We start from the raw sequence: 25,238 nt of genomic DNA, 5'->3' as shown, positions 1-25,238 counted from the left end.
GGCAAGGTTCTGCCGCACTCTCGGGAAGCGGAGGCAGAGATGGCCGAGACCACGTCCGGGAGCGATGCGGCTGCGAGCGCCGGGACCGGGCCGGGGCTGCGCCCCCTGGTGATCGATCTCGACGGCACGCTGCTGCGCACCAACATCCTGGTCGAGTGCGCGCTGGCCTATCTGCGGCGAGAGCCGCTGGCGCTCCTGCACATCCTGTTCTGGCTGTTCCAGGGCCGGGCGCGTCTGAAGCAGGAACTGGCCTGCCGGGCGCTGGTCGATCCGAAGCTGCTGCCCTTCGACCAGGCCCTGCACGCCTACATCGCCACCGAGCGGGCGCGGGGCCGCAAGGTCTACGTGGCGACCGCGGCGGATGCGGTCATCGCCCGCGCGGTCGCCGCCTGCCACGGCCCCTTCGAGGACGTGCTGGCGAGTGACGGCGTGATCAACCTCAAGGGCCAGCGCAAGGCCGAGGCGCTCGCCCGGCTGTTCCCGCAGGGCTTCGCCTACGCGGGCGACAGCCGGGCCGACATCCCGGTCTGGTCGCGGGCCGACGAGATCATCGCGGTCGGGCGCCCGCGCTTCACGGCGCACGCGGCCGGCAGCCTCGGCACGAGCGCCGGCAAGCCCGCCCTGGTCTTCCCCACCCCCGCGATGCTGCCGGCGCTGGTCGCCTGCGCGCGGCCCCACCAATGGGCCAAGAACCTGCTGGTTGTCGCGCCCGCGATCCTCGGCGGCGTCGTGCTCGACGCAGGACGGATGCTCGACGTCGCGTTGGCCTTCGCGGCGCTCTGCATCGTCGCCTCATCGACCTACATCCTGAACGACCTCTGGGACGTCGCCGACGACCGGCGGCACTGGTCGAAATGCAACCGCCCAATCGCGAGCGGGCGCCTGCCGATGGCCGCGGCCGCGGGCGCGGTGCCGGCGGGGCTCGCGGTCGGCTTCGCGCTCGGCGCCCTGGTCGGCCCGTCAACGGTCGCGGGGCTCGCGGCCTACACGGCGCTGACGGTCGCCTACTCGCTGGCGCTGAAGCGGGTGCCGATCCTCGACGTGGTGGTGCTGGCGGGCCTCTTCACAACCCGCCTCGTGCTCGGCACGCAGGCCGCGGCCGTGGCCCCCTCGCCCTGGCTCCTCGTCTTCTCGATGTTCCTGTTCGGCTCGCTCTGCTTCGCCAAGCGCTACGTCGAGGTCGAGCGCTGGAAGGAGCACGGCACCGGCACGACCACGAGCCGCGGCTACGAGACCCGCGACGCGCCGATCCTGCTCGTGCTGGGGGCCGGTACCGGCGTGGCGAGCATCGTCACGCTCGTCCTCTACGTGATCTTCGACGCCTTCCGGCATGACCTCTACACCAATGCGGGCTGGCTCTGGGCCTTCCCGCTGATCCTCTTCCTCTGGCTGGCGCGGATCTGGCTCGTGGCCGGCCGCGGCCGGCTCGACGACGACCCCGTCGCCTTCGCGCTCAACGACGGGCCGAGCCTGATGCTCGGGGCGGCGCTCGTCGGCGCCTTCGTGCTCGCCTGGTCCGGGGTTCTGGCATGACGGAGTCCGGCGCGAGGACTCCGCCCGCGCGCGGCGCGCGGGCCGGCCGGCTCGGAGACCTGCCGCGGCCGGTGCGCTTCCTGCTGGCGGGCGGGCTCGCCGCCCTGGTCAGCTGGCTGTCGCGCTTCGCCCTGTCCTGGCTGATGCCCTACGGCCTCGCCGTCCTCGGGGCCTCCTGCATCAGCATGGCCTTCGGCTTCGCCCTCTACCGGGCCTGGGTCTTCCGGGATTTCGGCCGCGGCGGCCTGCGGCAGGTGCCGGACTTCGTGCTCGTCAACGGCGTCACCACGATCCTCGTGGCGCTGGTCGCGCTCGCCGGCCGGGCGCTGCTCATCCGCCTCGGCGCCCCCTGCGGCCCGGCCGAGGCGGTCGCCCACGCCGCCGGCATCGCGGCGGGCGCGGTGGGCAACTATTTCGGTCACGCGGCGATCACCTTCCGCACCCGGCGGCCACGCCCCCCCGTCGCCGCCGAAGGGTAGCGCGGCTCAGGCCGGAAGCGCGCCCGCATCCCCGCCCGCGTGGCGCCACGCGATGGTGCCGGCCCCCTGGCCCAGGGAGATCGTGCCGGCCACCAGCCCGCCTGCCCGGCTCGCCAGCGCGACCGCGAGCTGCTGGCGGCGGGCGAACAGCCGGGTCACCACCCGCACCATGGCGGCCTCCTGCGGCGCGGCGATGATGGGATACCGTGCGGTGCGGGCGTCCAGCGCCAGGAAGGCCTCGACCGCGTCGCGGACGCGCTCCGGCTCCCGGACGGTCTCGACCGTCGCGCTCGGCGGGACGTAGCCCTCGGGCCGGACGCCGAGAACGCTCTCGGGCGGGACGGGTCGCCGCAGCATCGGCACGGTGAGCACCGGCACGGTGCCCGCCCGGGCCTCGGGATCGTAGGCGACGGGCCGCGGGAGCGCCCTGAGATGGGCCGCGATCGCGGCGTGGATCGCCGCCCCGCGTCCGGGATCGACCAGGGAGCGCGGGTTGAGCCCCGGCGGCCACCACGGCCGGGCGCGCGAGGCGCGGAACAGCGGCTCGGCGATCGCCAGCGGCACCACGCCCCGCAAGGTCAGGTCCGGCCCCTGCTCCCAGGCCAGCGCGAAGGCGATCTGGTCGCCGCCCGCGAGGTGCCGCGCGGCGGTGAGGAGGTAATCCGGATCGGTGCGCGGATCGAGCACGGCGTTGCGCACGAGGAGCGCCCGCCACGCTGCCACCGCTTCCGCATCGACCCCCGGTGCGCCCTTCAGGTCGATGCGCCACCCCGCGCCGGCGGCGGGGCCGACCGCGTAGCCGCCCTGGATCAGAGTGAACCGCTGCACCTGCGCCCTCGTCCGATTCCGACAGTTCCGTCCCGTATCGGGACGGTCGCGGCCCGCAGCCGCTTCAGGTCTCGGAGACCTTTCAAGGACGGTGCCGTCAGCCTCCCGGGATCGCGAGCGGGTTGTCGGTGAGCGCGGCGGCGTCGGGCGTATCGGGCCGCGGCCGCCCCAGGAAGGCGTCCCAGAGCCGAGCGACGAAGCCCGGATCGAGATCGCGCACGATGAGGACGAGGCGCGAGGTCCGGTCCGCATCCGGCCAGGCCGGCAGGGTGACGGGGGCGTGCACCACGTGCTGCACGCCGTGCACGACGACGGGCCGGTCCGGCGCGTCGGCCAGGGCGACCAGACCCTTGAGGCGCAGGAGGTTCGGGCCGTGGCCGGAGCGCAGCAGGTCGAGGAACATCTCGAAGGCCGCCCGCGGTACCGGCACGTCGCTCGTCAGGGAAAACGCGCGGATCGCGGCATCGTGGCGATTGGGATCGTGGGTGTGAGCGTGCTCGTGCGTCTCGACCGCGCCGAGCCACGCGCGCACGTCCGCAAGCTTGCCGTCGAGGCCGAACAGGCCGCCGAGCAGCGTCTCGGCCGGCACGTCCGGCGGCTCGACGGCGGCGGCCGGGTTGAGGGCGGCGAGCCGGGCCTGGAGCGGGGCGGAATCTTCTGCGAGATCCTGCTTCGTGAGCACGATCCGGTCGGCAACCGCGACCTGTCGCAGGGCCTCCGGGTGCTCGTCGAGGGTGGCGGCGCCGTTGACCGCGTCGACCACAGTAACAACCGCCTGCAGCCGGTACCGCAGGACGAGATAGGGGTGATAGATCAGCGCGTGCAGGATCGGCGCGGGATCGGCGAGGCCGGTGGTCTCGATCACGACGCGGCGGAAGGGCGCGATGCGGCCGTTGTCGCGCTTGCGCAGCAGGTCTTCCAGGGTGGCGATCAGGTCGCCGCGCACCGTGCAGCAGAGGCAGCCGGCGCCGAGCAGGACCATGTCCTCGTCCACACGCTCGATCAGCAGGTGATCGAGCCCGATCTCGCCGAACTCGTTGACGATCACCACCGTGTCGGCCAGCGCCGGGTCGGCAAGCAGGCGGTTGAGGAGGGTCGTCTTGCCGGCTCCGAGGAAGCCGGTGAGCACGGTGAGCGGGATCGGCTCCGGGCGTGCGGGGGTATCGGGCTGGGCGCTGGCGGACATGGGGCTGGCCTAGCGCGGGCGGCGAGCGGGCTCAACCGAGGGCGCGATCATCCTCCCCTGCAACGCCCTCCCTCCCCTTCGGCGGGGGAGGAAGGGTCGGCCCGGATCAGAAGGCGCCCACGAGCAGCGTGAGCCCCGAGAGCGCCACGGCGGCGCCCATGGCAGGCGCGGCGCGGCGGCGCTCGGCGCTGACGAGGAAGCCGAGACCGAGGCCCGCCGCGTGGAGGAGCGCGGTCGCGGCGAGGAAGCCCGCCCCGTAGGCGAGGCCGGAGGCGGTCTCGGGCATCTCGGCGCCGTGGGCGTAGCCGTGGAACACCGCGAACACGCCGACGAGGCCGATCAGCGCCGGCAGCGGCAGGCGCCCCGCAAACACGATGGCGAGGCCGAAGGCGACGAGGGAGAGCGCGATGCCCGCCTCCGCGAAGGGCAGCGCGATCCCGAACACGCCGAGCCCGGCGCCTGCCGCCATCATGGCCATGAAGGCGACCGGCAGGCCCCAGCGGGCCGCCCCGCCGCGGAGCGCCGCGAGCAGGCCCACCGCCACCATGGCGAGCACGTGGTCGAGGCCGCCGACCGGGTGCGCGAAGCCGTGCGCGAAGCCCACCGCCTCGCCGTGGCCCGGATGGGCGAGCGCGGCGCCGGGGGCGAGCAGGAGCAGGGCCGGCAGCAGCGGCAGGACGCGACGGGTCATCAGGGGCCTCGGGGTCGATGTTGCGGTGCGCATGGAGACCTATTCCAATCCCTATTCCATCGTTGGCGCAAGCTTCTGCACGCCCGGCACGTCCTCGCCGAGCCAGGCGGCGTTCTTGGCCGTGCCGTCGAAGGTCGCGCTCGTCTTGAACAGCTCGTACTTGCCCTCCAGTGCGTAAGCGCGGCTGCGGCCGAGGAGCTCGGCGACCTTGGCCTTGTCCATGGGACGGAAGGTCTTCACCGCCTCGAAGGCCTGATCGAGGTCGCGCTGATTCTGGATGCCGGTGATCACCACCGAGACCGGCAGGTTGAGCGAGAAGTGCAGGTATTCGAGCGGCTTGATCGGCGCGTCGCTCTTCAGGATCACGCCGTCGCCGAAGGTCTTCATCGCCAGCGGCGCGATGCCGTTCTGGACGAGATAGGGCAGGACGAGGTGGCCGAACGAGCGGAAATGCGCGTCCATCACGTTGAGCGGCATCTGCACGGCATCGAACTGGAAGCCGCGCTCGGCCGCCACCTCCAGCATCTGCAGGTGGATGCGCGGGTCCTTGTGCCCGGTGAAACCGATATAGCGCAGCTTGCCCTGCTTCTTCGCCTCGACGAAGGCCTCCATCGCCCCGCCCTCGGCGAAGACGCGGTCGGGATCGTCGTAGCGCAGGATCTCGTGGTGCTGGACGAGGTCGATCCGGTCGGTGCGCAGGCGCTTCAGCGAGGTGTCGATCTGGCGCATCGCCTCGTCCCTGGTCCGCCCGTCCATCTTGGACATGAGGAAGACCTTGTCGCGATATCCGCCCTGGGACAGGGCCTCACCCATGCGAAGTTCCGAGCGCCCTTCGTTGTAGTCCCAGCAATTGTCCATGAAGGTGATGCCGCGCTCGATCCCGGCATGGATCAGGCGCGTGGCCTCCGCGTCCGAGACCGCGTTCTTGCCGAGATGGAAGCCGCCCATCCCGATCGCCGAGATCTTCTCCGCATGGCGCCCGAACGGGCGGTAGAGCATCTCGCCCCGCATCTCGCCGGGATCGGCGACGAAGGGCAGGTCGGCGGGATCCTGCGGACGGGTCTGGGGCAGGCCAGGCGCGTTCACGGCCGCCCCCGCGCTGCCGGCGCCCGCGAGACCGGCGCCGAGGACGGCGCCCTGGAGAAAGCTTCGGCGTTCCATGCGGGTACTCCGGGCTGAGGCCCCTGGCGCGGGGCAGGATGAATCGGGTTCATGGCGACAACTCACGCAGCGCTCGGGCGGCGTGCAGCACACGCATCGCCGCGCAGGCCGCGCCGTAGCCGTTGTCGATGTTGCAGACGGTGATTCCGGGCGCGCAACTCGCCAGCACCGCGTCGAGCGCCGCGCGCCCGCCCTCGGCGACGCCGTAGCCGACCGAGGTCGGCACCGCGATCAGTGCGCCGGATACGAGACCGCCGACGACGCTGGGGAGCGCCGCGTCCATGCCGGCCGCGACGATCACGACGGGGTGCGCCCGGATCTCGTCGAGGCGCCGCTGCAACCGCCAGAGTCCGGCGACGCCCACATCGGCGATCAGCGTCGCGGCGATCCCCGCATAGGCCAGCGTCCGCTCGGCCTCGCGTGCCACCGGCACGTCCGAGGTGCCGGCCGCCACGATGGCGACGCGGGCTACGCCCGCGACCCGGTTCGGACCACCGAACACGGCGGTGCGCGAGACCGGGCAATAATCGAGCTCGTGAGCGAGCGCCGCGCGCTTGTCGGCGTCGAGCCGCGTGAGGAACAGGCGGGCGCCGCGCTCGGCGGCCGCCGCCAGGATGGCGTCGATCTGCTCCGCCGACTTGCCGGCGGCGTAGACCGTCTCTTCCATCCCGATCCGCTCCGTCCGGGCGAAATCGAGGACGAACTCTTCCGCGACGCTCATCGGGGGACTTCCGGTGTGCTGCCCGCGCGCAGGAAAGCGCTTCCGTTGCGGTAGGGCTCGAAGCGCACCGGACCGGCGAGCGCGGGCGCGGGCGCCCGCTCGCGGATCGCGCTGCCGAGATCCGCGCGCAGGTCCCTGTCGAGGAGCGCGAGGCAGCGCGGGTCGAGCTCCACCACCACCCCCTCCGCCCGGACCCGGCAGCGCACCCGCGCCTCCGCCCCCTCGGCGGCGAGCGCCCCGCCGACGATGCGCTCCACCGCGTGGATGAAGGCCAGGGTCTCCGGCTCGATGCGGATGCCGGTCTCGACACGGCTCGACAGGCAAGGCGAGGCGGGAAGCTCGGCGACGTCCCCGAGGCCCATCTCACGCGCGAGCGCCCGCACCGCCGCCTTGCCGAGGCCCGCTGCGACGAAGGGATGGCGCACGCCGTGCTCGCGGGCCGCGTCGAGGCCGGGGCGGTACTCGCCGAGATCGTCGAGATTGGCGCCCGAGACGATCTGTCGGTCGGTCGCCTGGGCGATCGCGCCGTAGAGGTTCGTCTTGCAGAAGAAGCAGCGATTGACCGGGTTCGACCGGTAGCGGGGATCGGCGAACTCGCCGGCCTCGATGACGCGCAGGCGCCAGCCCTGGCGGTCGGCCTCCGCGCGGACCCGCGCCGTCGCCTCGCCGGGCACCGCGGGCGAGGCCGCGTGCACCGCGAGCATCCCGTCGGGCCCGAGGCGCCTGTGGGCGAGGGTCGCGAGCGTCAGGCTGTCGACGCCGCCGCTCACCGCCACGGCGAGCGGGCCCATTCCGGCGAGCAGGCTCTCCAGCGACGCGCTCATGCCCGCTCCTCGTCCGCGCGCTCGGCGAGGGCCAGCTGCTCGGCTGCGCGGCGCAGGCTCTCGCGGGCGGCGTGGCCCTCATGGGCCAAGGCGTCGTCCGCTTCCGCCTTGGCGGTGGCACCGCCCGGGCGCGCGACCGTCTTCACCCGGAGATCGTGGCCGCCGACCGCGACCGTGCGGCTCGTCCGCTCCAGGGCGATTCCGGAGACGATCCGATGCCGCAGGCCGATCGTGGTGGTCTCGCGGAAGCAGGCCTCGGCGGCGGCCTCAAGAGCCTCCGCGCGGGCGAGCACGCGCACATGGGTCATCATCCGCCCCTTCTTGCCGAAGACCGGCATCTGCACGGCGTCGAACACGTCCGGGTGCGCCCGCAGCCGGTCGAGGCCCATGGCGAGATCCTCCGCCGACTGGTCGTCCACCTCGAATTCGATCACCGCGAGGTCGCGGTGGCGCCCGCCCGCCCGATCGCCGGTCTCCGCCTCCGTACGCGCCTCTGTGAAGACCAGGGCGCGCACGCAGTTGCTCAGGCCCGGCAAGGTCCGGGTGCCGAAGCCGATGCCGCTGCGGGCGAGCGTGCGGGGCGCGCTCGCCCGCGCGCCGGTCCCGCAGAGATGGCGCAGGATGGCGGCACCCGTCGGCGTCACCCGCTCGCCCGGCACCCCGTCGTCGATCGTGGCGAAACCTTCGAGCAACAGGGCGGTGGCGGGCGCCGGCACCGGCAGGAGACCGTGTTGCGTGCGGACCCGCCCCGCGCCGAGCGGCAGCGCCGACACGCTCCAGCCCATCGCGCCGGTCGCCGCCGCGAGATGGGCCGCCGCCACGATGTCGGCGATGGAGTCGAGCGCCCCGACCTCGTGGAAGGCGACCTCCGCGACCGGGATGCCGTGCACCCGCGCCTCGGCCTCGGCGAGGTGTCCGAAGATCGCGAGCGCGTGGTCGCGCACGGGCGGGTCGAGACCGGCCGCGAGCAGCCCGGCGCGGATCTCCGACCAGTGCCGGTGATCGTGCGCGCCGTGGTGATGGTGGTGCGTGTGGTGATGAACGTGGTGGTGATCGTGCGGGCCCCGGGCGCCGCGCTCCGCGACGACGAAGCGGCGCCCCTGCAGCACCCCGTCATTGTGGGCGACGAGCTCGCAGGCCGCGCCCGCCGCGGCGGCCCGTACGCTCGCCAGCACCCCGGCCTCGTGCTCCGGAAAGGCGTCGAGCAGGGCGGCGACGAACATGTCGCCGGCCATCCCGCCCATGGCGTCGAGGTGGATCTGCATCCGGGAGCGCGCGCCTGACTGTGCCGCAAGGGTCGGTGGAGCAGCCACATCGTTCGCTCGGGCCGCGCGACAACCGCGCGCGATGCGGGGCGGAAGGCCGCAGCCCCGGCGCCAGCCGCATGGGTTCCGGACACGATCAGGCTTGGCATGCCGAATGCCTTATGCATCCTGCCCCGGCCGCCAAAGCGATCCAGCAGGGGCGCCGGGACGGACGGGACCGTCCACCGCATCATCCGGGAGTCGTCGCGTCGTGAGAGATTTTAGCAGGCCGGGGCGCTCGCCCGTCTACGCCGCCAACGGGGCGGTCGCGACCTCGCACCCGCTCTCGACGCTGGCGGCGATCGAGGTGCTGCGCTCCGGCGGCAACGCCGTCGATGCCGGGATCGCGGCGGTGGCGGTTCAATGCGTGGTCGATCCGCTGATGACCGGCATCGGGGGCGACTGCTTCGCGCTCTACGCGCCGCGCGGCGCGGCCGTGCCCGAGGCCCTCAACGGCTCGGGCCGCAGCCCGGCCGCGGCGACCGATGCGTGGTACCTGGAGAACGGCGTCACCATCACGCCGACCTCGCCGCACGCGGTCACGGTGCCGGGTGCCGTCGCGGCCTGGGCGACGCTGCTCGAACGGCACGGCACGCGCACGCTCGGAGAGCTGCTGCAGCCGGCCATCCGCTACGCCGAGGAGGGGTTCCCGGTTCAGCCGCGGGTCGGCTGGGACTGGGCACGCAGCGTCGAGCGGGTCTCGCACGATCCCGGCGCCGCCGCGACCTACCTGTTCGACGGCAAGGCGCCGACGATCGGCGCGAGCGTGCGCCTGCCGCGTCTGGCCGCCACCCTGCGCCGCATCGCCGAGGACGGCCCGCGCGGCTTCTACCAGGGCCCGGTCGCCCGCGACATGGTGGGGCGCCTGCGCGCGCTCGGCGGCCTGCATACCGAGCAGGATTTCGCCGAGGCCGAGCCCGAATGGGTCACGCCGATCACCACGCGCTACCGCGGCTACGACGTCTACGAGTGCCCGCCCTCCGGCCAGGGGCTGGCGGTGCTGATGATGCTGAACGTGCTCTCGCCCTTCGACGTGGCCGCCCTCTCCGACCTCGACCGGGCGCACCTGCTCGCCGAGGTCTGCAAGCAGGGCTACCACCACCGCGACGCGCTCTTCGCCGATCCCGGCCTGCACCGCGTCCCGGTGGAGCACCTGCTCTCCGACGCGTGGCGGGCCTCGGCGCACGGCGCGATCGACATGACCCGCGCCCGCGCGCCCGAGGTCTACCCGGAGATCGCCAACGAGGTCGCGCACCGCGACACGGTCTATCTCAGCGTGGTCGACCGGGACGGCAATGCGCTCTCGCTGATCAACTCGATCTTCCAGGGCTTCGGCAGCGGCATCCTGGCGCCGGAGAGCGGCGTGCTCCTGCACAATCGCGGCTACAGTTTCCGGGTCGAGCCGGGCCACCCGAACACGATCGCACCGAAGAAGCGCCCGATGCACACGATCATCCCCGGCATGTTGATGCGCGAGGGGCGGACGGTGGCGCCCTTCGGGGTGATGGGCGGCCACTACCAGGCGATGGGGCACATCCAGCTTCTCTCCAACATCATCGATCTGGGCCTCGACGTGCAGGAAGCCCTCGATGCGCCGCGCAGCTTCGCCTACGACGGCTTCGTCGAGATGGAGAACGCGTTCCCGGACGATATCCTCGCCGGCATGCGCGACCGGGGCCACAGGGCTGTGCCGGCGCCGCTGCCGATCGGAGGCGGCCAGATCATCTGGATCGACCACGCCGCCGGCACGCTGGTGGCGGGCTCCGACCCGCGCAAGGACGGGAGCGCACTGGGGTATTGAGGCGGAGGCGGCTCCACGCAACTCTCCCTCCCCTCGCTGCGGGAGAGGAGGGACAGCGGCACGCCGGCCGTGCCAGGCGCGCGCATGGGATAGCCCTTGCGCGGCAGTCTCACCCGTTGCCGCTTCCCCCGGCAGAGGCGCCCGCCGCCCCGCCCACCCGCGTCAGCACGAAATCCGGGCAGTCGAGCCAGCCGTTCGAGAGCCGCTCGGTCAGGTGGGTGACGCCGTAGCGCTGTCCCAGCTCGCCCTCGAACAGCACGTCGATCTCGCGCAGGCGCTGGAACACCACGAAGGCGTCGATGTCCGCGACCGGGATCTCGGAGCCGCGCAGGGTGCCACCCGCCGCCAGCCGCGCCTCCACGAAGTCCGACATCGAGCGCGGGGTCACCGTGGTGCGGCGGCGGAACTCGGCCTTGGCTGTGACGAAGGCCTCGATGCGCGGGTCGATGAAGACCTCGGGCAGCGGGTCGTTGTCGATCGGCGGCCGGGTCCGGCGGGGCGTCGAGAGATGCGCCTCGCCGATCGGCGGGCGCAGCAGGGAGATCGCGGCGGGCAGGTCCGGCGCGGCCTCAGCGGCGCCGACGGCGCGGAGCGCCGCCGCGGTGCGTTCGACGCCGCCGGCATCCGGCCGGTCCATGTAGCGCACGGCCGCCGCGATGCGGCGCTCCATCCGGGCGACCACCTCGTCCACCGCATCGAGATGCCGGTCGATGCCCTCGAAGACGGCCAGGATCTCGGCGAGGTCGGCGCGCACCGCGCGCTCGCCCGCGTCGAGATCGGCGGCGCGGCCCTCGCGCACCAGCCCCTCGGCGAGCGCCCGGATCAGCAGGGCGTCGCGGAGCGCGCGCCCCGCCTCGCGCACGATCGCGGAGCGGAATCGGAACGGGTTGAAGCGGGTGTGCAGCGTCCGGTAGTCGCTGATCAGGTGCCGCTCGACGAAATCCTCGAAGTAGAGGCGGAAGGCGGCGCGCCGGTCCTCCTCGCGCAGGATCCGGTCCTCGATCTTGCGCATCGAGCCGGCGAGGCTGCGCAGGTGGGACAGGAAGGCCTCGGCCTCGCGGGCGGCATTGGCCAGGGCCTCGGAGCGCTCGCCGGGATTGGCGAGCGCGCTCTCGAGGCTGCCCAGCACCTCCAGCACCGCGCCGCCGTAGGAGCGGGTCTCGCCACGCTCGATCCGCGACAGCTCCTCAAGGAGGAGGCGCGCCTCCGGGTCGAACTCGACCACCGGCACGTAGCGCTCGCGCCGCTCGATCAACCAGCCGGATTCGAGGAAGCGCCGGTAGAGGGCCGAGCGGCGCTCGACCGCGTCGGGCGGGAAGCTCGCGTCGTCGGCGAGCTCCGGCGTCTCGCGGCCGGCGGCGAACTCGCCGATCTCCACGAGGAGGTCGGCCTTGCGCATCGGCTCCGAGCCGATGACGCGCCGGTGCAGGTGCAGCAGCAGGGCCGCGTTGAAGGCGCGGCTCGGCGAGGCGAGCGGCCGGAACAGGTCGTCGGGAAGCTGCGCGAACAGCATCGTGCTGTGACCCGTCCCGGCCTGGTCGGCTTACTTCGAGCCGATCAGCTCGACGTCGAAGATCAGCGTCGCGCCGGGCGGGATCACGCCGCCCGCGCCGCGGGAGCCGTAGCCGAGCTCCGGCGGGATCACGAGAGTGCGCCGGCCGCCGGCCTTCATGGTGGCGACGCCCTCGTCCCAGCCGCGGATGACCTGACCGGCACCGATCTGGAAGCTGAAGGGCTGGCCGCGGTCGCGAGACGAGTCGAACTTCTTGCCCTGCTTGCCGTTCTGGTCGAGCCAGCCGGTGTAGTGCACGGTGACCTGCTGGCCGGTCTTGGGCTCGGGGCCGGTGCCGACCACCTCGTCCTTGTACTTCAGGCCGGAGGGCAGCGTGGTGTAAGCGTCGGCGTTGGCGGCAGCGGTCATGGCGATCAGCGCGGCTCCTGCTAGCGGAAACAGACGAGACATGGGGCCTCCCCTCGGGCCGGCATCACGTGCCGCCCGTCGGCGCGCCTCTTAACAGCCTCAGGCCGCCCGAGGCCAGCCGCCGGGCCGGAGCCGTTCGAAGGCTCGGCGCGTTGGAAGGCTATGGAAAGCCGCACCCTGCATCCCGAGATCGTCCGTCCCGAAGACTGGGATGCCCGCGTCGATCGCCTCTCGGCGAAGATGCCCGATGCCCTGCGCCGGGCCTTCGACTGGCTGCGCGAGCCCTCACGGCTCTGGCTGCGGGTGAGCGCCGCGATCCTGTTCATCCTCGGCGGCATCTTCTCGATCCTGCCGGTGCTGGGCCTGTGGATGCTGCCGCTCGGCCTCGCCCTGCTCGCGCAGGACGTGCCGGGGCTGAAGGTGCCGCTGGAGAAGTCCGCCCGCTGGATCGAGGCGACCTGGGCGCGGCTCAAGGAACGCTGGCGGAACCGGAAGGCCTAGATCTCGGCCCTGGCGTCCTCCAAGAGTTGCGCCAACCCGGCATCGACCTCCCGGGCCAGCAGCGCGCGCTCGGCATCGGACAGATCGCCCGCCCAGCCCTTCGCCTCGAACCCCTCGGCGCAGCGCGCCCGCTCGGAGCCGATGAAGGCCTCCGTCTCCTCGGGGCGGGTGCGCATGGCGTGGACGAGACCGAACCACGCCGCGCGCTCGACCACGGCGAGGCGGGCGCGCAGGCGGATCATCACAGCCCGGTCGGCAGTCACGTCGGACTCGGACATCAGCGGCGCTGCTCGCAACGGGTCTTCACGTAGCTGTCCTGGGCGATCGCGATGCCGGAATTGGCGGCGATCACCGGGCCTTGCACGAGGCATTCCTGCAGGGTGTGGGCCGGCCCCGTCACCACGTCGATCGCGGTCTCGCGGGTACAGTCGGGGGCGGATACCGATTTCGCGCAGATCAGCGCGACGACGATGATCTGATTCATGACACCTCCCGCGGACGCCGCCTCTTCGGGCCTGCTCCGGGACGTTGTCGGCCGGCGCGCGGGTTCCGGTCGAGCGGACGTGGTGACGCGGGCCGCCCCCTGCACAACCCTTCAGATGAGCGCGCGCGGATCCGTCCCCGCCTCGATCTCGGCGGGGCTCGGTGCCCGGCCCTCGCCGAGCAGGTGCAGGAAGGCCGTGAATTCGGGGTTGCGGCCGATGCTGCAGGCCGCCGTCACCCGCTCGCCGCGGACGTAGTAGGCGATGAAATCGAGCTGGTCCGTGCTGCCGCGCAGGACGATGCGGTCAAAGCCCGGCGCGTAGCCGCCGTAATCGAGCCGCTTGTCGCCCTGGTTCGACCAGAAGAACGGCGCGCCGGCGAACGGGCCCGTCTGGTTCAGGATCTGTCGGGCGATGTGCGTGCCGTGCTGCTGGGCGAGGCGCCAGTGCTCGATGCGCGCGGTCTCGCCGCTCGCCCGCTCGGGGAAGGCCGCGATGTCGCCGGCGAGCCAGACGTTCGGGGCCAGACGTAGGTCCGGCCCGACCGCGACGCCCCCGTCCTCGCGCGCGGCGACGCCCGCGATCGCGCCGGTCTCCGGCGCCGCACCCGCGCCGATCAGCACGATGTCCGCGGGCAAGCGCTCGCCCACCTCGGTCTCGACCGCCTCGACGCGGCCGGCGCCCGCGATCCGCGCGATCGTGCCTTGCGCGAACTGCACGCCGTTGCCCGCGTGGTAGCGCTTCAGCGCGGTACCCACCGCCTCGCCGAAGCGCTTGGCGAAGGGCACCGCCTCGCGAGCCAGCACCGTGACGGAGAGGCCTCGCTTCGTCAGGAAGGCGGCGGCCTCCAGGCCGATGAAGCCCCCCCCGATCACCACGACGCGCTCGGCGCCCTCCGCCGCCGCGCTCAAGCCGACGGCATCGTCGAGGCTGCGCAGGGTGTGGACGCCGTCGAGATCGGCGCCGGGGAAGTCCGGCACCACGGCGCGGCTGCCGGTGGCGATCACCAGCGCGTCGGCATCGAGCGCGCGCCCGTCCTCCAGGGTGACGCGGCGCGCCTCCGGCTCGATCCGCGCGACCGTTCCATGAACGTGCTCGACGCGGTGAGCGACGTAGAAGTCGGGTTCGAGCAGCGTCTTCCCGGCCGGCGTGAGCTTGGCCAGGAACTGCTTCGAGAGCTTGGTCCGGTCGTAGGGCGGGTGCGCCTCGCGGCCGACCATCGTGATGGTGCCGGCAAAGCCGAGGCGGCGCAGGCTCGTCACGCAGGCGACCGCCGCGGCACCGGTGCCGACGACGAGGACGTGCGTCCCCTCCCCGCGCGGGGCCGGACTGAAGGGGGCCAGCGGCTCCAGCACCGCCACCGCCATCTCGCCCTCGATGCGGACGGGGTAGCGCGTCAGCGCTTCCAGCGCGGGCGGTTCCTCCAGCCCGCCGTCAGTGAGCGCGAAGGCGGCCTTGTGCCAGGGGCAGTAGAGTCGGCCGCCGCAGATCTCGCCCTTGGCGAGCGGCGCACCGAGATGCGGGCACTTGGCCTGGAAGGCTCGCACGCCGTCGGCGTCCCGGACGAACAGCACCTTGGCCTCGCCCGAGGCCGCCTCGACCATGCCGCCGAGGGGGATCTTCTCCAGCGGGTGACGGATCTCGGTCGCCTCGGCCATGCTCGTCCCCCGGTCGCCTGCCCTGTCGCGGGGCGGGCCCGCACACGGCGACACAAGTCGCGAGCGGCGCGAAGGCTCCGAGGTGCGGCGCCGTGGGTGATCAGCGGCCCGCGGCGCGCGCCGTCGCGAGCACGATCTCGGCGGCGCGATCGCTCGGCGCGGCCCCGTCCGGCAGGCGCATGGCATCGTCGAGGCGGGCAAGCGCCGCGCCCTGCGCGTCCCGGGCCGCGCCACCCGCGAGCAGGGGCGCCAGCGCCCCCGCGAGGTTCCCGGGCGTGCAATCGGCCTGAATGAATTCGGGCATCGCGTTGGCGCCGAGGATCAGGTTCGGCAGCACGATGGTGGGCACCTGGATCAGGCGCCGGCCGATGAACTCCTCGACACGCGAGACCCGGTAGGCCACCACCATCGGCACCCCCGCGAGCGCGAGTTCAAGGGTCACCGTGCCGGAGGCCGCGAGCGCCGCGCGGGCGCGCCGGAAGAGCGCGTGCTTGGCCTCCTCGCCGGAGACGATCCGCACCGGCACCGACCAAGCGGCGGCCAGCGCCTCGATCCGGGCGCGGTGGCGGGTCACTGCGGGCAGCACCGCTTCGAAGGCCGGCCCGTCCTTCAGCCGAGCAAGGGTCTCGCCGAAAACCGGCATCAGCCGATCGATCTCGGAGCGGCGCGAGCCCGGCAGGACCGCCAGCGTAAAGGGGGCGCTCTCCCGCGCCGCCGCCTCCTCGGATCCCGGCCGGAAGGCGTCGAGGCGCTCGATCAGCGGATGGCCGACATAGGTGCAGGCGGGGCCACCGAGGCGTCGATGGGCGCCCGGCTCGAAGGGCAGCAGCGCCAGCACGTGGTCGATATAGGCGCGCATGGATCTGGCCCGCCAGGGCCGCCACGCCCAGACGCTCGGCGAGACGTAGTCGACGATCGGCAGAGCCGGCAGGCGCTTGCGCACCCGCGAGGCGACCGCGTGGGTGAAGCCGGGACTGTCGATGATGACGAGCACGTCCGGCCGGGCCGCCACCACGTCGTCCACGGTCTGCCGAATGCGGCGCAGCAGCGTGCGGGCACGCGCCAGCACCGGCAGGTAGCCCATCACCGCCACGTCATCGAGGGGGAAGAGCGAGGCGAAGCCCTGTGCCGCCATCGCCTCGCCGCCGACGCCCCCGAGGGTGAGCGGCCCCGGCACCCGCGCCCGCAGCGCCGGGATCAGCTTGGCGCCGAGCTGATCGCCCGAATCCTCGCCGGCCACGAGCCAGATCTTCACGACAGAGCCTCCAGCCCGACGAGGAAGAGGCCGCGCCGGTCGGCTTCAGCGACGGTCGCGGCCCGGTCGATCAGCAGCGTGCGGCCCGCCTCAACCGCGATTCCGGCGCAGCCCGCCGCGGCGGCGTTCCTCACCGTGCGGGGCCCGATCGCCGGCAGGTCGATGCGCAAGTCCTGGCCGTGCTTGGAGACCTTCACCAACACGGTGCCGGGCGCGGCCCGGCCGCTGCCGAAGGGCTTGCGCCCGAGCGCGCGGGCGCGGGCGAGCATCCGGTCGGTGCCCTCGGGGCCTTCCACGGCCAGCACCCGCTCGGCGGCCGCCACCGCCGCCTGTCCGACATCGAAGGGCGAGAGGGCGGCGAGCAGCGCCCGGCCCGCCCGGATCGAGGGCTCGGCCTCTGCGTCCGGGGCATGGCGGCCCAGGACCCCGCTCGGACAGAGCAGATCGGGCGCGGCCTCGTGGACGCCGAGCACCCGGTGGCCGTTCTCTTCGAGAAGCGCGAGCACGCCCCTCAGCAGCCGGTCGTCGCCCCCGCCCGCGATGGCACGGAGAGCCGCGCGGTTGCGGAGCGCCGCGCCCGCGTTGAGGAGGGCGGCCGGGCTCGGGCGGGAGACGCCGCCGGCCGGGATGACAACGGCCGGGCCCCAGGCCTTCAGGATGGCGAGCGTCGCGCCGACATCGAGAAGGTCCACGGTGGCGTCGGCACGCGCACGCAAGGCGCGCTCGGTGAAACCGCGCACGGCCAGCACCTTGTAGGCGCGGCCGGCCCGCTCCAGCGAGCCGGCGACGAGATCGGGCAGGCGCCCCGCCCCGGCGACGAGGACCAGGGTGCCGCTCTCGGCCATGCGGTTCAGGCCGCGCTCGTCGGCGTCGGCGCCTCGCGGGGCGTGCAGATCGAGCGCTTGCCGCCGGCGCGGATGAAATCGAGGATCTCGCCGACGGCCGCGTGCGACTCGAACTCGGCCGCGACGTCCTCGACCCGCTCCATCAGCGTGCCCTCGGGCGCGAAGAGCAGGCGGTAGGCCCGGCGCAGCGTGTGGATGTCCTCGCGGGCGAAGCCCCGGCGCTGCAGGCCGATGATGTTGAGCCCCGACAGATAGGCCCGGTTGCCCAGCACCATCCCGTAGGGAATGCAGTCGTTCTCCAGCCCCGAGAGGCCGCCCACGAAGGCGTGCGCGCCGACCCGCGCGAACTGGATCACCGCCGCGCCGCCGCCCAGAATCGCGAAATCGCCGACCGAGCAATGGCCGGCCAGCATCACGTTGTTGGAGAAGACGACGCCCGAGCCGACCCGGCAATCGTGCCCGACATGGGAGTTTGCCAGGAAGGTGCAGCGGTCGCCGACCACCGTCTCCGAGCCGCCGCCCGCGGTGCCTGGGTTCATGGTCACGCCCTCGCGGATCGTGCACTCTTCGCCGATCGTCAGCGTGGTCTCCTCGCCGCGGTACTTCAGGTCCTGCGGTGGGTGGCCGATCGAGGCGAAGGGATAGATCCGCGTGCGCGCCCCGATGCGGGTGTTGCCGGCCAGCACGACGTGGCTGACGAGCTCGGCGCCCGCCCCCAGCACAACGCGTGGCCCGACATGGCAGAACGGTCCGATGCGGGCGCCCTCGCCGATCTCGGCGCCGTCCTCGACGACCGCGCTCGGATGAATCAGGGCGGCGCTCACGCGGTCACCAGCATGGCGCCGATCTCGGCCTCGGCCACCAGCGCACCGTCGACCCGGGCCTCGCCGCGGAACCACCACATGGTCTTGCGCTGGTTGAGCTTCTTCATGTGGAACCGCACTTGGTCGCCCGGCACCACGGGCTTGCGGAACTTGCACTTGTCGATGGTCATGAAGAAGACCTGCTTGGTCTGGACCGTGTCCGACATGATGTGCCGGCAGCAGATCGCGCCCGCGGTCTGGGCCATGCCCTCGATCAGCAGCACGCCGGGGAAGACCGGCATGTTCGGGAAGTGGCCGGTGAACTGGGGCTCGTTCACCGTGACGTTCTTGATGCCGATGCAGCTCTCGTCGCGGTCGATCTCGATGATCTTATCGATCATCAGGAACGGGTAGCGATGGGGCAGGAGCTCCAGCACCTTCTGGATGTCCGCCGCGCCGAGTTCCTGCACCGTCTCCGTCATCGCCTCTGAAGCCTTGTGTGCTGCCCGGATGCGGCCGGGTTCATGGGTCGATCGTGCGGGTGTTTCGTCCAGAACGCCGCGCGAAGGCAAGACATCCGGACGTGTTCAAGGACCGAGCGGTCCGGCTCTTCAGTCCTGCGGCTCGTCGCGGCCAGAGCGCTCGGCGAGCTTGGCGAGCGTCGTCAGCTCGCGGAACCATGCGCGCACGGGCTTGGCCGGGGTGCCGCCCCAGCGGCTGCCCGGGGGCACGTCGCGGTTGACGTTCGAGGAGCCGGCGATCTGCGAGCCGCGGCCGATGGTGAGATGGCCGACGACGCCGACTTGGCCGCCGAGGACGACGTAGTCCTCCAGCGTGGTCGAGCCCGAGATGCCGACGCCCGAGACGATCACGCAGTGCCGGCCGATCACCACGTTGTGGGCGATCTGCACGAGGTTATCGATCTTGGTCCCCTCCCCCACAACGGTGTCGCGGCTGGCACCGCGGTCGATCGTGGTGTTGGCGCCGATCTCGACATCGTCCTGCACGATGACGCGGCCGATCTGCGGGACCTTGAGGTGGCTCGCGCCCATGGCGAAGCCGAAACCGTCCTGACCGATGCGCGCGCCCGGATGTACGATGACGCGGTTGCCCATCAGCGTGTGGGTCAGGCTCGCGGAGGCGCCGATCGAGCAGTCGCGCCCGACCCGGCAACCGGGCCCGATCAGCGCGCCCGGTCCGATCACGGAGCCCGCGCCGATCTCGGCGCCCGGCCCGATCACCGCGCCCGGATCGACCGTCACCCCCTCCTCCAGCCGCGCGTCCGGGTGGACATGGGCGCCCGGCGCGACGCCGCGGGCGCCGAACTGCGAGCTGGGCCGGAGCGCCTCCGGGTGCAGGCGTCCGAGGAGCGCGGCGTAGACGCGATAGGGATCGCGCAGCACCAGCGCCACGGTTGCCGCGGGCACGCGGGCAGCAAAGCGCGGCGAGACGAGGCAGATGCCGGCGCGCGTCGCCGCGAGCGCGTCGCCGTAGCGGGCGTTGTCCATGTAGGCGAGGTCGTTCGGGCCGGCGCGGTCGAGGGGCGCAGCGCCCGTCACGGAGTGGTCGGGGTCGACGCCCGCCGGCAGCGCGACGCCCGCGGCATCCGCCACGGCGCCGAGGCTGAGGCGGGTCTGAGAGACGAAGAACTGAGGGTCGGACATGCTCTGAACCGTCGCGCGGGCCGGGTGCGGGCCGGCGGGAGCGCGGTCCCTCCCGGGCTCCGCCTAGGGCCTGCGCCGTACCGGGTCCTGAGGCGGGTGGAAAGGGGCGCCAATATGACGAAAGCGCCGCCCCGGGGGTCCGGGGCGGCGCTTTGCAATCCGTCCGTCAGGTTCAGAAGCGCGAGCCGCCCGAGAAGCGGAAGGCCTGGATCTGATCCTTGCCGATGCGACCCGCATAGGCCCCGTTCACGAAGACCTTCTCGCCCTCGTCCTTCGACAGCGCGTAGGCGTAGTCGAAGCGGATCGGGCCGAGAGGCGAGTTCCAGAGGATCGAGGCACCGATCGAGGAACGGATCACCGTCTTGTCGCGGACGTTCAGGCACTCCGGCTCGACGCCGATCGTGAAGGTGTTGAAGTTACAGCCCGAGGGACCGAAGCCGTTGATCAGGCGATCGCCGTTCACGTCGAAGTTGCGCCGGCCGTTGTAGCCGAACAGCGTGCCGGCGTCGGCGAAGACCGCGCCCTTCAGACCGAGATCCTTCGGGATGCCCCAGATCGGGAACTGGACCTCGACCGTGCCGCCCACATAGGTCGAGCCGCCGACTGCGTTGGAGCGGGCGTCCGTCGTGCCGATGTCGCGCGGGCCGATGCCATTCGGGGCGAAGCCGCGAACCAGCGACGGGCCGAGGAAGAACTGGTCGGTCAGGCGCAGCGGGTTGCCGTCGAGCGAGGAGATGTGGCCGCCCTGGATGCGGACGAAGCCGACGACGTCCTCCCAGAGCTCCTTGTAGTAGCGGGCGTCGCCGGTGACGCGGAAGAACTTCGAGTCGCCACCGAGACCCGCCACGTCGGGCTTCAGCTCGGCGTAGAAGCCGTTGCGCGGCGCACCGATCACGTCGAGCGTCGAGTAGGCGAGCGTCACGCCGGCCAGCGAGGTGAGCGTGTTGCCCTGCGAGCCCTTGAGCGCGATCGAGGCCTCGCCGTTGTAGGCGCAGTCCGGGTAGCGCGCGAAGCCGGTCACGTTCTGACCGTTGATGACGGTACCCGCCGGATACTGATTCGTTAGACCTGGGATCGGCACCGAACAGTCATTGTAGGGCCGACGCAGGGTGTTCGGCACCTTCAGCTCGGTGTTGTAGAGCGAGTAGCGCAGCGTGACGCCAAACTCCTCGGTGATCGGCAGGCCGAGGCGGAGCTGGCCGCCGTAGACCGTGGTCTCGTAGCGCGAGTACCGGGTCAGGTCGCTGTACTTGTAGAAGGCGTCGAAGCCAGCGGCGAGCCGGTAACCGAGGAAGTACGGCTCGGTGAACGAGAAATCGACGCCGCGGGCGTACTGGCCGCCGGTGCCGGCCACGCGCACGTACTGGCCGCGACCGAGGAAGTTCGACTCGGAGACCGAGACTTCGCCGATGATGCCGTCCTGGGTGGAGTAGCCGCCCGCGACGGAGAACGAGCCGGTGGGCTGATCCTCGACGTCGATGTTCACGATGACGCGGTCCGGCGAGGAGCCCGGCTCGTTCGAGAAGCGGACCTTCTTGAAGAAGCCGAGGCCGTTCAGCCGGCGCTCGGCCCGGTCGGTGAGAACACGGTTGTAGGCATCGCCCTCGCCGAAATCGAGCTCGCGGCGGATGACGTAGTCGCGGGTGCGGGTGTTGCCGCGGACGTTGATGCGCTCGACGTAGACGCGCGGGCCGTCCTCGACCACGAAGCCCAGCGAGACCTGATGCGTGGCGCGATCGCGCTGGCCGGTCGGGCGGACCTGGGCAAAGGGAAAGCCCTGGCGGTTCACGTCGGTGGTGACGCCCGAGAGCGTCTTCTCGACGTCCTCGGCGTTGTAGACGTCGCCGACCTGGGCGCGCAGCTCGTCCTGCAGGCGGCCGGTATCGACGCCCGGCAGACGCGAGTCGATCGCCACGGCGCCGACGCGGTACTGCTCGCCCTCGTTGACCGTGACGGTGATGACCCAGCCGCTCTTCTCCTCGCCCTCGACGTAGCGGGCGTCGGCGTTGACGATCTGGAAATCGGCGTAGCCGTTGCGCAGGTAGTAGCGCCGGACGAGGTCGAGGTCGTTGGCGATGCGATCCGGATCGTAGACGTCCGAGGTCTTGATGAAGCTGAGGAGGTTCATCTCGGACGAGGTCATCAGACCCTTGAGCGTCCGCTCGGAATAGTTGTTGTTGCCGACGAAGTTGATCGACACGATGCCGGTCTTGTCGCCCTCGTCGATCTGGTAGATCACGTCGACGGTGCCGTTGGGCAGGTCGACGGTACGGTAGGTGACCTTGGCGGTGCCGCGACCGGCGCGACGGTAGACTTCCTTGATGCGCTGCAGGTCGGCGTTGACCACCGCCGGGCTGAAGGCGCCGCGCGACTTGGCCTCGATCTGCCCCTCGAGAGTGGCCTTCTCGACCTTCTTGTTCCCCTCGAACACCACGCGGTTGATGATGTTGTTCTCGCGCACCGTCACGACCGTGCGGCCGCCGCTCTGGGCGACCTTCACGTCCTGGAACATGCCGCTGGCGAGCAGGTTGCGCCGGGCCTCCTCGGCGGAGCCGGAAGCGGTGCCGGTGACGTAGGAGCGGATGGTGTCGGCGTCGACCCGACGGTTGCCCTGGACGACGATCTGCTGCGCCTGGGCGGCGGTGCCCGCGAGCACGCCGGCCGTCGCGGCGACTAGGACGATGGTCCGCTTCACCGACTCGCGCCGGCGCTTCCCCGTCATCGACATCATGTAATCGCCCGTCCGCGTTGTTCTTTCGAGAGCGTGCTCTCGCCTGCCGACGGGCAGCCGTTGTCCGGCCATCCCGTCCACCTGGTCCAAGCGTAGCTCTTAACGGGATTCCCCTGCCAAGCAAACGTCGCCGGGGCCTCTCGCCTGGGGAATTTGCCCGGTCGTGGCCTTCGCGCCACTTAACGCCGCACGGGATCTGAGGAGGATCGACGAACAGGGTAAACGGCACGTAAATGCCGGCCACGAAAGAGATTTCCGGGCCGGCACACGATCACGTCAACGATTCGCAAAGGCTCTTGCCGGGCCCTCGACCGGGCTCCGCCGCCCCCGATGCCGGGGCTCCATCGCGGCGCAAACGCGGCGATGGTGCGGTGCCCGGATGGCAGAGCCGGCCGACCGGGCCCCGCGCGTCAGGTGTTGCGCCCCCAGGAGGCGCCGAGGTTCAGGATGTCGTTCCATGCCGCGAACAGCATCAGCATCAGCACCAGGGCGAGACCGATGCGGAAACCGATCTCCTGCGCCCGCTCGCTCAAGGGGCGCCCGCGCACCACCTCGAAGGCGTAGAACAGCAGGTGCCCGCCATCCAGCAGCGGCACGGGGAAGAGGTTCAGGAGGCCGATCGACACGGAAAGCAGGGCGACGAGCCCGACGAGGCCGCCGACGCCCCCGGTCTTGGCCACCTCGCCGGAGACGCGCGCGATGCCGATCGGGCCGGAGAGCTGGTCGGCCGATTCGCGGCCCGTGGCCAGCTTGCCGAGATACGAGAAGGTCCGCTCGACCACGAAGTAGGTCTCGTGCACGCCGAGGTTCAGCGAGGCCAGCGGGCCGTACTCGACGAGGCGCGCCTCCGAGCCGTTCGGCGAGCGGATGCCGAGGCGCCCGACCCGATGGCGGCCGAAGGGGGTGCGGTCCTCGTGCACGCGCGGCGTCGCCGTGATGGTGCGCTCCGCGCCGTCGCGCTCGATCGTGAACAGGAGGGTGTTGCCGGCGCTGCCCGTGACGGTGCGGTACATCGCGTTGAAGTCGCGCACCGGCTGGCCGTCGATGGCCTTGATCAGGTCGCCGGGCTCGAAGCCGGCCTCGGCGGCCGCGCTGTTCGGCTCGACCGCGGCGACGCGGGCCGGAAGTTCGTAGCGGCCGCCGAGCCAGATCGCGCCGGCAAACAGCAGGATGGCGAGCAGGAAGTTGGCGATCGGGCCCGCTGCCACGATCGCGGCGCGCTTGGCGACCGGCTGGGTCGGGAAGCTCGTCGCCCGCTCCTGCGGGCTCATCCGGGCGAGCGCCTCGGGGTCGGGCACGCTGGCGCCGTTCACGTCGCCGTGGAACTTCACGTAGCCGCCGAGCGGGATCGCACAGAGCTTCCAGCGGGTGCCACGCCGGTCGTTGAAGCCGAAGATCTCCGGCCCGAAGCCGATCGAGAAGGCGTGGACGCCCACGCCGCACCAGCGCCCGACCAGGAAATGGCCCATCTCGTGGACGAAGACCACGATGGTCAGCACGATCAGGAACGGGATCACCGCGCCGAAGAAGCCGGTGGCGGTGCCGCCCATCGCGTTCAGGAAGTCCATCTCGTCGATCCTCAAGACCTCGACCGGGCGCCGCGGCGGCCGGACGGCCGTACCGGCCGCGTGCGCTCTAGCAGATCGTGACGCTCGGGGGCCAACGCAAACCTGCGCGAGGGGAAGAGAGCGTCGCACGCCGGACAACGCTTGGCGAGCCCCCGCCCCGCGCGCCGCCCACGCTCTGCCCGCTATTCCCAGGCCCGGGGGCCAGGGCAGGCGCTCAGGCGTGGCCCAGCAGGGTGAGCCACGCGATGGTGGTGACCGGCGCGATCAGCGTCGAGACGAGCACCGAGGCGGCGATGAGCCCGGTCTCGGTCTTGTAGCGCATGGCCAGCAGGTAGGAGTTGATCCCAACCGGCATCGCGGCGAACAGGGTCGCCACGCCCGCATAGGCCGGCGGCATCGCGAAGACGTGGAAGGCTAGCACCCAGACGGCGAGCGGGTGCAGCACGCATTTCAGCAGGGCCACGACGAGCGCGCCCGGCAGGTCGAACATCACCCGGTAGCGGCGCAGGCCCGCCCCCAGCGCCACGAGCGCGCAGGTCGAGGCGGTGGCGGCGAAGGCGTCGAGGATCGCCTTCACGGGTCCGCCGGGCGTGACGTGGAGGACCTTCAGCGCCATGCCGATGAGGAGCGAGACGAAGATCGGGTTCTTCAGGAGCACGAGGGCGAGGCTGCGCAGGCGCACGAGCAGCGGCTTGTCGCCCTCCGCCTCGAGCAGGAAGGTCGCGAAGCCCATCATGATCGGCAGGTGGACGGCCAGCAGCAGGAAGAGCGGGAAGGCGCCCTCGTCGCCGTAGGCCTGCAGGATCATCGGCACGCCGACGAAGATCGTGTTGGACTGGCTCGCCGCGAAGCCGTGCAGGATCGCGCCCTGCCGGCCGATGCCCGTGCGCCGCAGGGCGATGAGCGAACCCACCAGCCACGAGAGACCGGCGCCGCCGAAATACGAGATCCAGTAGGACCACGCGATCTCGCCATCGAGCCCCGGCCGCGTCAGCGTGACGATGATGAGGGCCGGCACCGCGACGGCGAAGACGTACTCGGACAGGCCGTCGCTGACCCGCTCGGAGAGGAGCCCCGCGACGGCCGCGGCCCAGCCGATCAGGATGATCCCGAAGATCGGGACGATGATCGTGATGGCGTTCACGGGCGGGGACGGCTTCCGAGATCGGGGGGGATCGGTCGGGCGCATACCACGTTCCCGTCGCGCCGCACGGGGCGCCCGGCGCATGGCGCGTCTGCGGCCTGACAGAACCGGCGCCCTGACCCCATTTCGGCCCGGATC

The 25,238-nt window shown here is 72.0% G+C and carries 24 protein-coding genes; 4 read left to right on the top strand and 20 right to left on the bottom strand.

The genetic code is table 11. The features are described 5' to 3' along the window. Positions 1–39: 39 nt before the first annotated feature. Positions 40–1,533: a UbiA family prenyltransferase gene (locus tag MFF54_RS12855; protein WP_238303298.1), complete on the top strand. Its 1,494-nt coding sequence runs from the start codon at positions 40–42 to the stop codon at positions 1,531–1,533. Further along, positions 1,530–2,012, top strand: coding sequence for a GtrA family protein (locus MFF54_RS12850; RefSeq protein WP_238303296.1), 483 nt, complete (start codon positions 1,530–1,532; stop codon positions 2,010–2,012). Before MFF54_RS12855 ends, MFF54_RS12850 begins: the two co-directional genes overlap by 4 nt. 6 nt (positions 2,013–2,018) lie before the next feature. Here the strand turns inward: MFF54_RS12850 and MFF54_RS12845 are convergent, their stop codons facing one another. From MFF54_RS12845 to larC, 7 genes are all read right to left on the bottom strand, one after another. Further along, positions 2,019–2,840: a GNAT family N-acetyltransferase gene (locus MFF54_RS12845; protein WP_238303294.1), complete on the bottom strand. Its 822-nt coding sequence runs from the start codon at positions 2,838–2,840 to the stop codon at positions 2,019–2,021. Between the two features lie 97 nt (positions 2,841–2,937). After that, entirely contained in the window at positions 2,938–4,026 is a 1,089-nt protein-coding gene (locus MFF54_RS12840) for a CobW family GTP-binding protein (protein WP_238303292.1), read from the bottom strand. A 106-nt stretch (positions 4,027–4,132) separates the two neighbouring features. Next, positions 4,133–4,717, bottom strand: a complete 585-nt coding sequence (locus MFF54_RS12835; RefSeq protein ID WP_238303290.1) for a HupE/UreJ family protein — start codon at positions 4,715–4,717, stop codon at positions 4,133–4,135. 51 nt (positions 4,718–4,768) lie between these two features. After that, positions 4,769–5,878 carry an aldo/keto reductase gene (locus MFF54_RS12830; RefSeq protein ID WP_238303289.1) on the bottom strand — a complete coding sequence of 370 codons (1,110 nt, stop codon included), beginning with the start codon at positions 5,876–5,878 and terminating at the stop codon, positions 4,769–4,771. A 49-nt stretch (positions 5,879–5,927) separates the two neighbouring features. Next, positions 5,928–6,599 (bottom strand): nickel pincer cofactor biosynthesis protein LarB, encoded by a 672-nt coding sequence (gene larB / locus MFF54_RS12825; protein ID WP_238303287.1) that lies wholly within the window; start codon positions 6,597–6,599, stop codon positions 5,928–5,930. Continuing rightward, entirely contained in the window at positions 6,596–7,423 is an 828-nt protein-coding gene (larE, locus tag MFF54_RS12820; RefSeq protein WP_238303286.1) for an ATP-dependent sacrificial sulfur transferase LarE, read from the bottom strand. The genes larB and larE overlap by 4 nt, the downstream gene beginning before the upstream one ends. After that, the gene (gene larC / locus MFF54_RS12815; protein ID WP_238303285.1) at positions 7,420–8,688 is read right to left on the bottom strand and encodes a nickel pincer cofactor biosynthesis protein LarC; all 1,269 of its coding nucleotides are present in this window, start codon (positions 8,686–8,688) and stop codon (positions 7,420–7,422) included. Before larC ends, larE begins: the two co-directional genes overlap by 4 nt. 250 nt (positions 8,689–8,938) lie before the next feature. On the opposite strand from larC, the gene MFF54_RS12810 reads away from it, so the two are divergent. Next, positions 8,939–10,528, top strand: a complete 1,590-nt coding sequence (locus tag MFF54_RS12810) for a gamma-glutamyltransferase family protein (RefSeq protein WP_238303284.1) — start codon at positions 8,939–8,941, stop codon at positions 10,526–10,528. A 109-nt stretch (positions 10,529–10,637) separates the two neighbouring features. Here the strand turns inward: MFF54_RS12810 and MFF54_RS12805 are convergent, their stop codons facing one another. After that, on the bottom strand, positions 10,638–12,041 hold the full coding sequence (locus MFF54_RS12805; RefSeq protein ID WP_238303283.1) for a Wadjet anti-phage system protein JetA family protein: 1,404 nt from the start codon (positions 12,039–12,041) through the stop codon (positions 10,638–10,640). Positions 12,042–12,071: 30 nt separating this feature from the next. Next, positions 12,072–12,491 carry an FKBP-type peptidyl-prolyl cis-trans isomerase gene (locus tag MFF54_RS12800; RefSeq protein WP_238303282.1) on the bottom strand — a complete coding sequence of 140 codons (420 nt, stop codon included), beginning with the start codon at positions 12,489–12,491 and terminating at the stop codon, positions 12,072–12,074. Between the two features lie 120 nt (positions 12,492–12,611). Between MFF54_RS12800 and MFF54_RS12795 the strand changes: the two genes are divergently transcribed. Beyond that, complete coding sequence (locus MFF54_RS12795) at positions 12,612–12,950, top strand: hypothetical protein (RefSeq protein WP_238303281.1); 339 nt, start codon at positions 12,612–12,614, stop codon at positions 12,948–12,950. Here MFF54_RS12795 and MFF54_RS12790 read toward each other — a convergent pair. The 11 genes from MFF54_RS12790 to MFF54_RS12740 all read right to left on the bottom strand — a co-directional run bounded on the left by MFF54_RS12790 (position 12,947) and on the right by MFF54_RS12740 (position 25,100). Further along, positions 12,947–13,228: a hypothetical protein gene (locus MFF54_RS12790; protein ID WP_238303280.1), complete on the bottom strand. Its 282-nt coding sequence runs from the start codon at positions 13,226–13,228 to the stop codon at positions 12,947–12,949. The genes MFF54_RS12795 and MFF54_RS12790 overlap by 4 nt on opposite strands. Then, positions 13,228–13,434: a hypothetical protein gene (locus tag MFF54_RS12785; RefSeq protein ID WP_238303278.1), complete on the bottom strand. Its 207-nt coding sequence runs from the start codon at positions 13,432–13,434 to the stop codon at positions 13,228–13,230. Before MFF54_RS12785 ends, MFF54_RS12790 begins: the two co-directional genes overlap by 1 nt. A 111-nt stretch (positions 13,435–13,545) precedes the next feature. Then, positions 13,546–15,090, bottom strand: coding sequence for an FAD-dependent oxidoreductase (locus tag MFF54_RS12780; protein WP_238303277.1), 1,545 nt, complete (start codon positions 15,088–15,090; stop codon positions 13,546–13,548). A gap of 100 nt (positions 15,091–15,190) precedes the next feature. After that, complete coding sequence (lpxB, locus tag MFF54_RS12775) at positions 15,191–16,345, bottom strand: lipid-A-disaccharide synthase (protein ID WP_238303275.1); 1,155 nt, start codon at positions 16,343–16,345, stop codon at positions 15,191–15,193. After that, complete coding sequence (locus MFF54_RS12770) at positions 16,342–17,190, bottom strand: LpxI family protein (RefSeq protein WP_238303273.1); 849 nt, start codon at positions 17,188–17,190, stop codon at positions 16,342–16,344. Before MFF54_RS12770 ends, lpxB begins: the two co-directional genes overlap by 4 nt. A 5-nt stretch (positions 17,191–17,195) precedes the next feature. Continuing rightward, positions 17,196–18,014, bottom strand: coding sequence for an acyl-ACP--UDP-N-acetylglucosamine O-acyltransferase (gene lpxA, locus MFF54_RS12765; protein WP_238303271.1), 819 nt, complete (start codon positions 18,012–18,014; stop codon positions 17,196–17,198). Then, positions 18,011–18,475 (bottom strand): 3-hydroxyacyl-ACP dehydratase FabZ, encoded by a 465-nt coding sequence (gene fabZ, locus MFF54_RS12760; protein ID WP_238303269.1) that lies wholly within the window; start codon positions 18,473–18,475, stop codon positions 18,011–18,013. The genes lpxA and fabZ overlap by 4 nt, the downstream gene beginning before the upstream one ends. A gap of 129 nt (positions 18,476–18,604) precedes the next feature. Next, positions 18,605–19,657, bottom strand: coding sequence for a UDP-3-O-(3-hydroxymyristoyl)glucosamine N-acyltransferase (gene lpxD / locus MFF54_RS12755; RefSeq protein ID WP_238303267.1), 1,053 nt, complete (start codon positions 19,655–19,657; stop codon positions 18,605–18,607). A 172-nt stretch (positions 19,658–19,829) separates the two neighbouring features. Further along, a complete protein-coding gene (gene bamA / locus MFF54_RS12750; RefSeq protein WP_238303266.1) occupies positions 19,830–22,388 on the bottom strand; it encodes an outer membrane protein assembly factor BamA in 2,559 nt (852 codons plus the stop codon). Positions 22,389–22,798: 410 nt separating this feature from the next. Next, positions 22,799–23,956, bottom strand: a complete 1,158-nt coding sequence (gene rseP, locus MFF54_RS12745; RefSeq protein WP_238303265.1) for an RIP metalloprotease RseP — start codon at positions 23,954–23,956, stop codon at positions 22,799–22,801. Positions 23,957–24,170: 214 nt separating this feature from the next. Next, positions 24,171–25,100: an AEC family transporter gene (locus MFF54_RS12740; protein ID WP_238303264.1), complete on the bottom strand. Its 930-nt coding sequence runs from the start codon at positions 25,098–25,100 to the stop codon at positions 24,171–24,173. Positions 25,101–25,238 lie beyond the last annotated feature (138 nt).

Origin of the sequence: Methylobacterium gregans (assembly GCF_022179245.1) — a bacterium.
In the GTDB taxonomy this organism is placed as follows: domain Bacteria; phylum Pseudomonadota; class Alphaproteobacteria; order Rhizobiales; family Beijerinckiaceae; genus Methylobacterium; species Methylobacterium gregans.
Note: the sequence above shows the minus strand (reverse complement) of the source record. Positions and strands in the feature narration are given on the sequence as shown.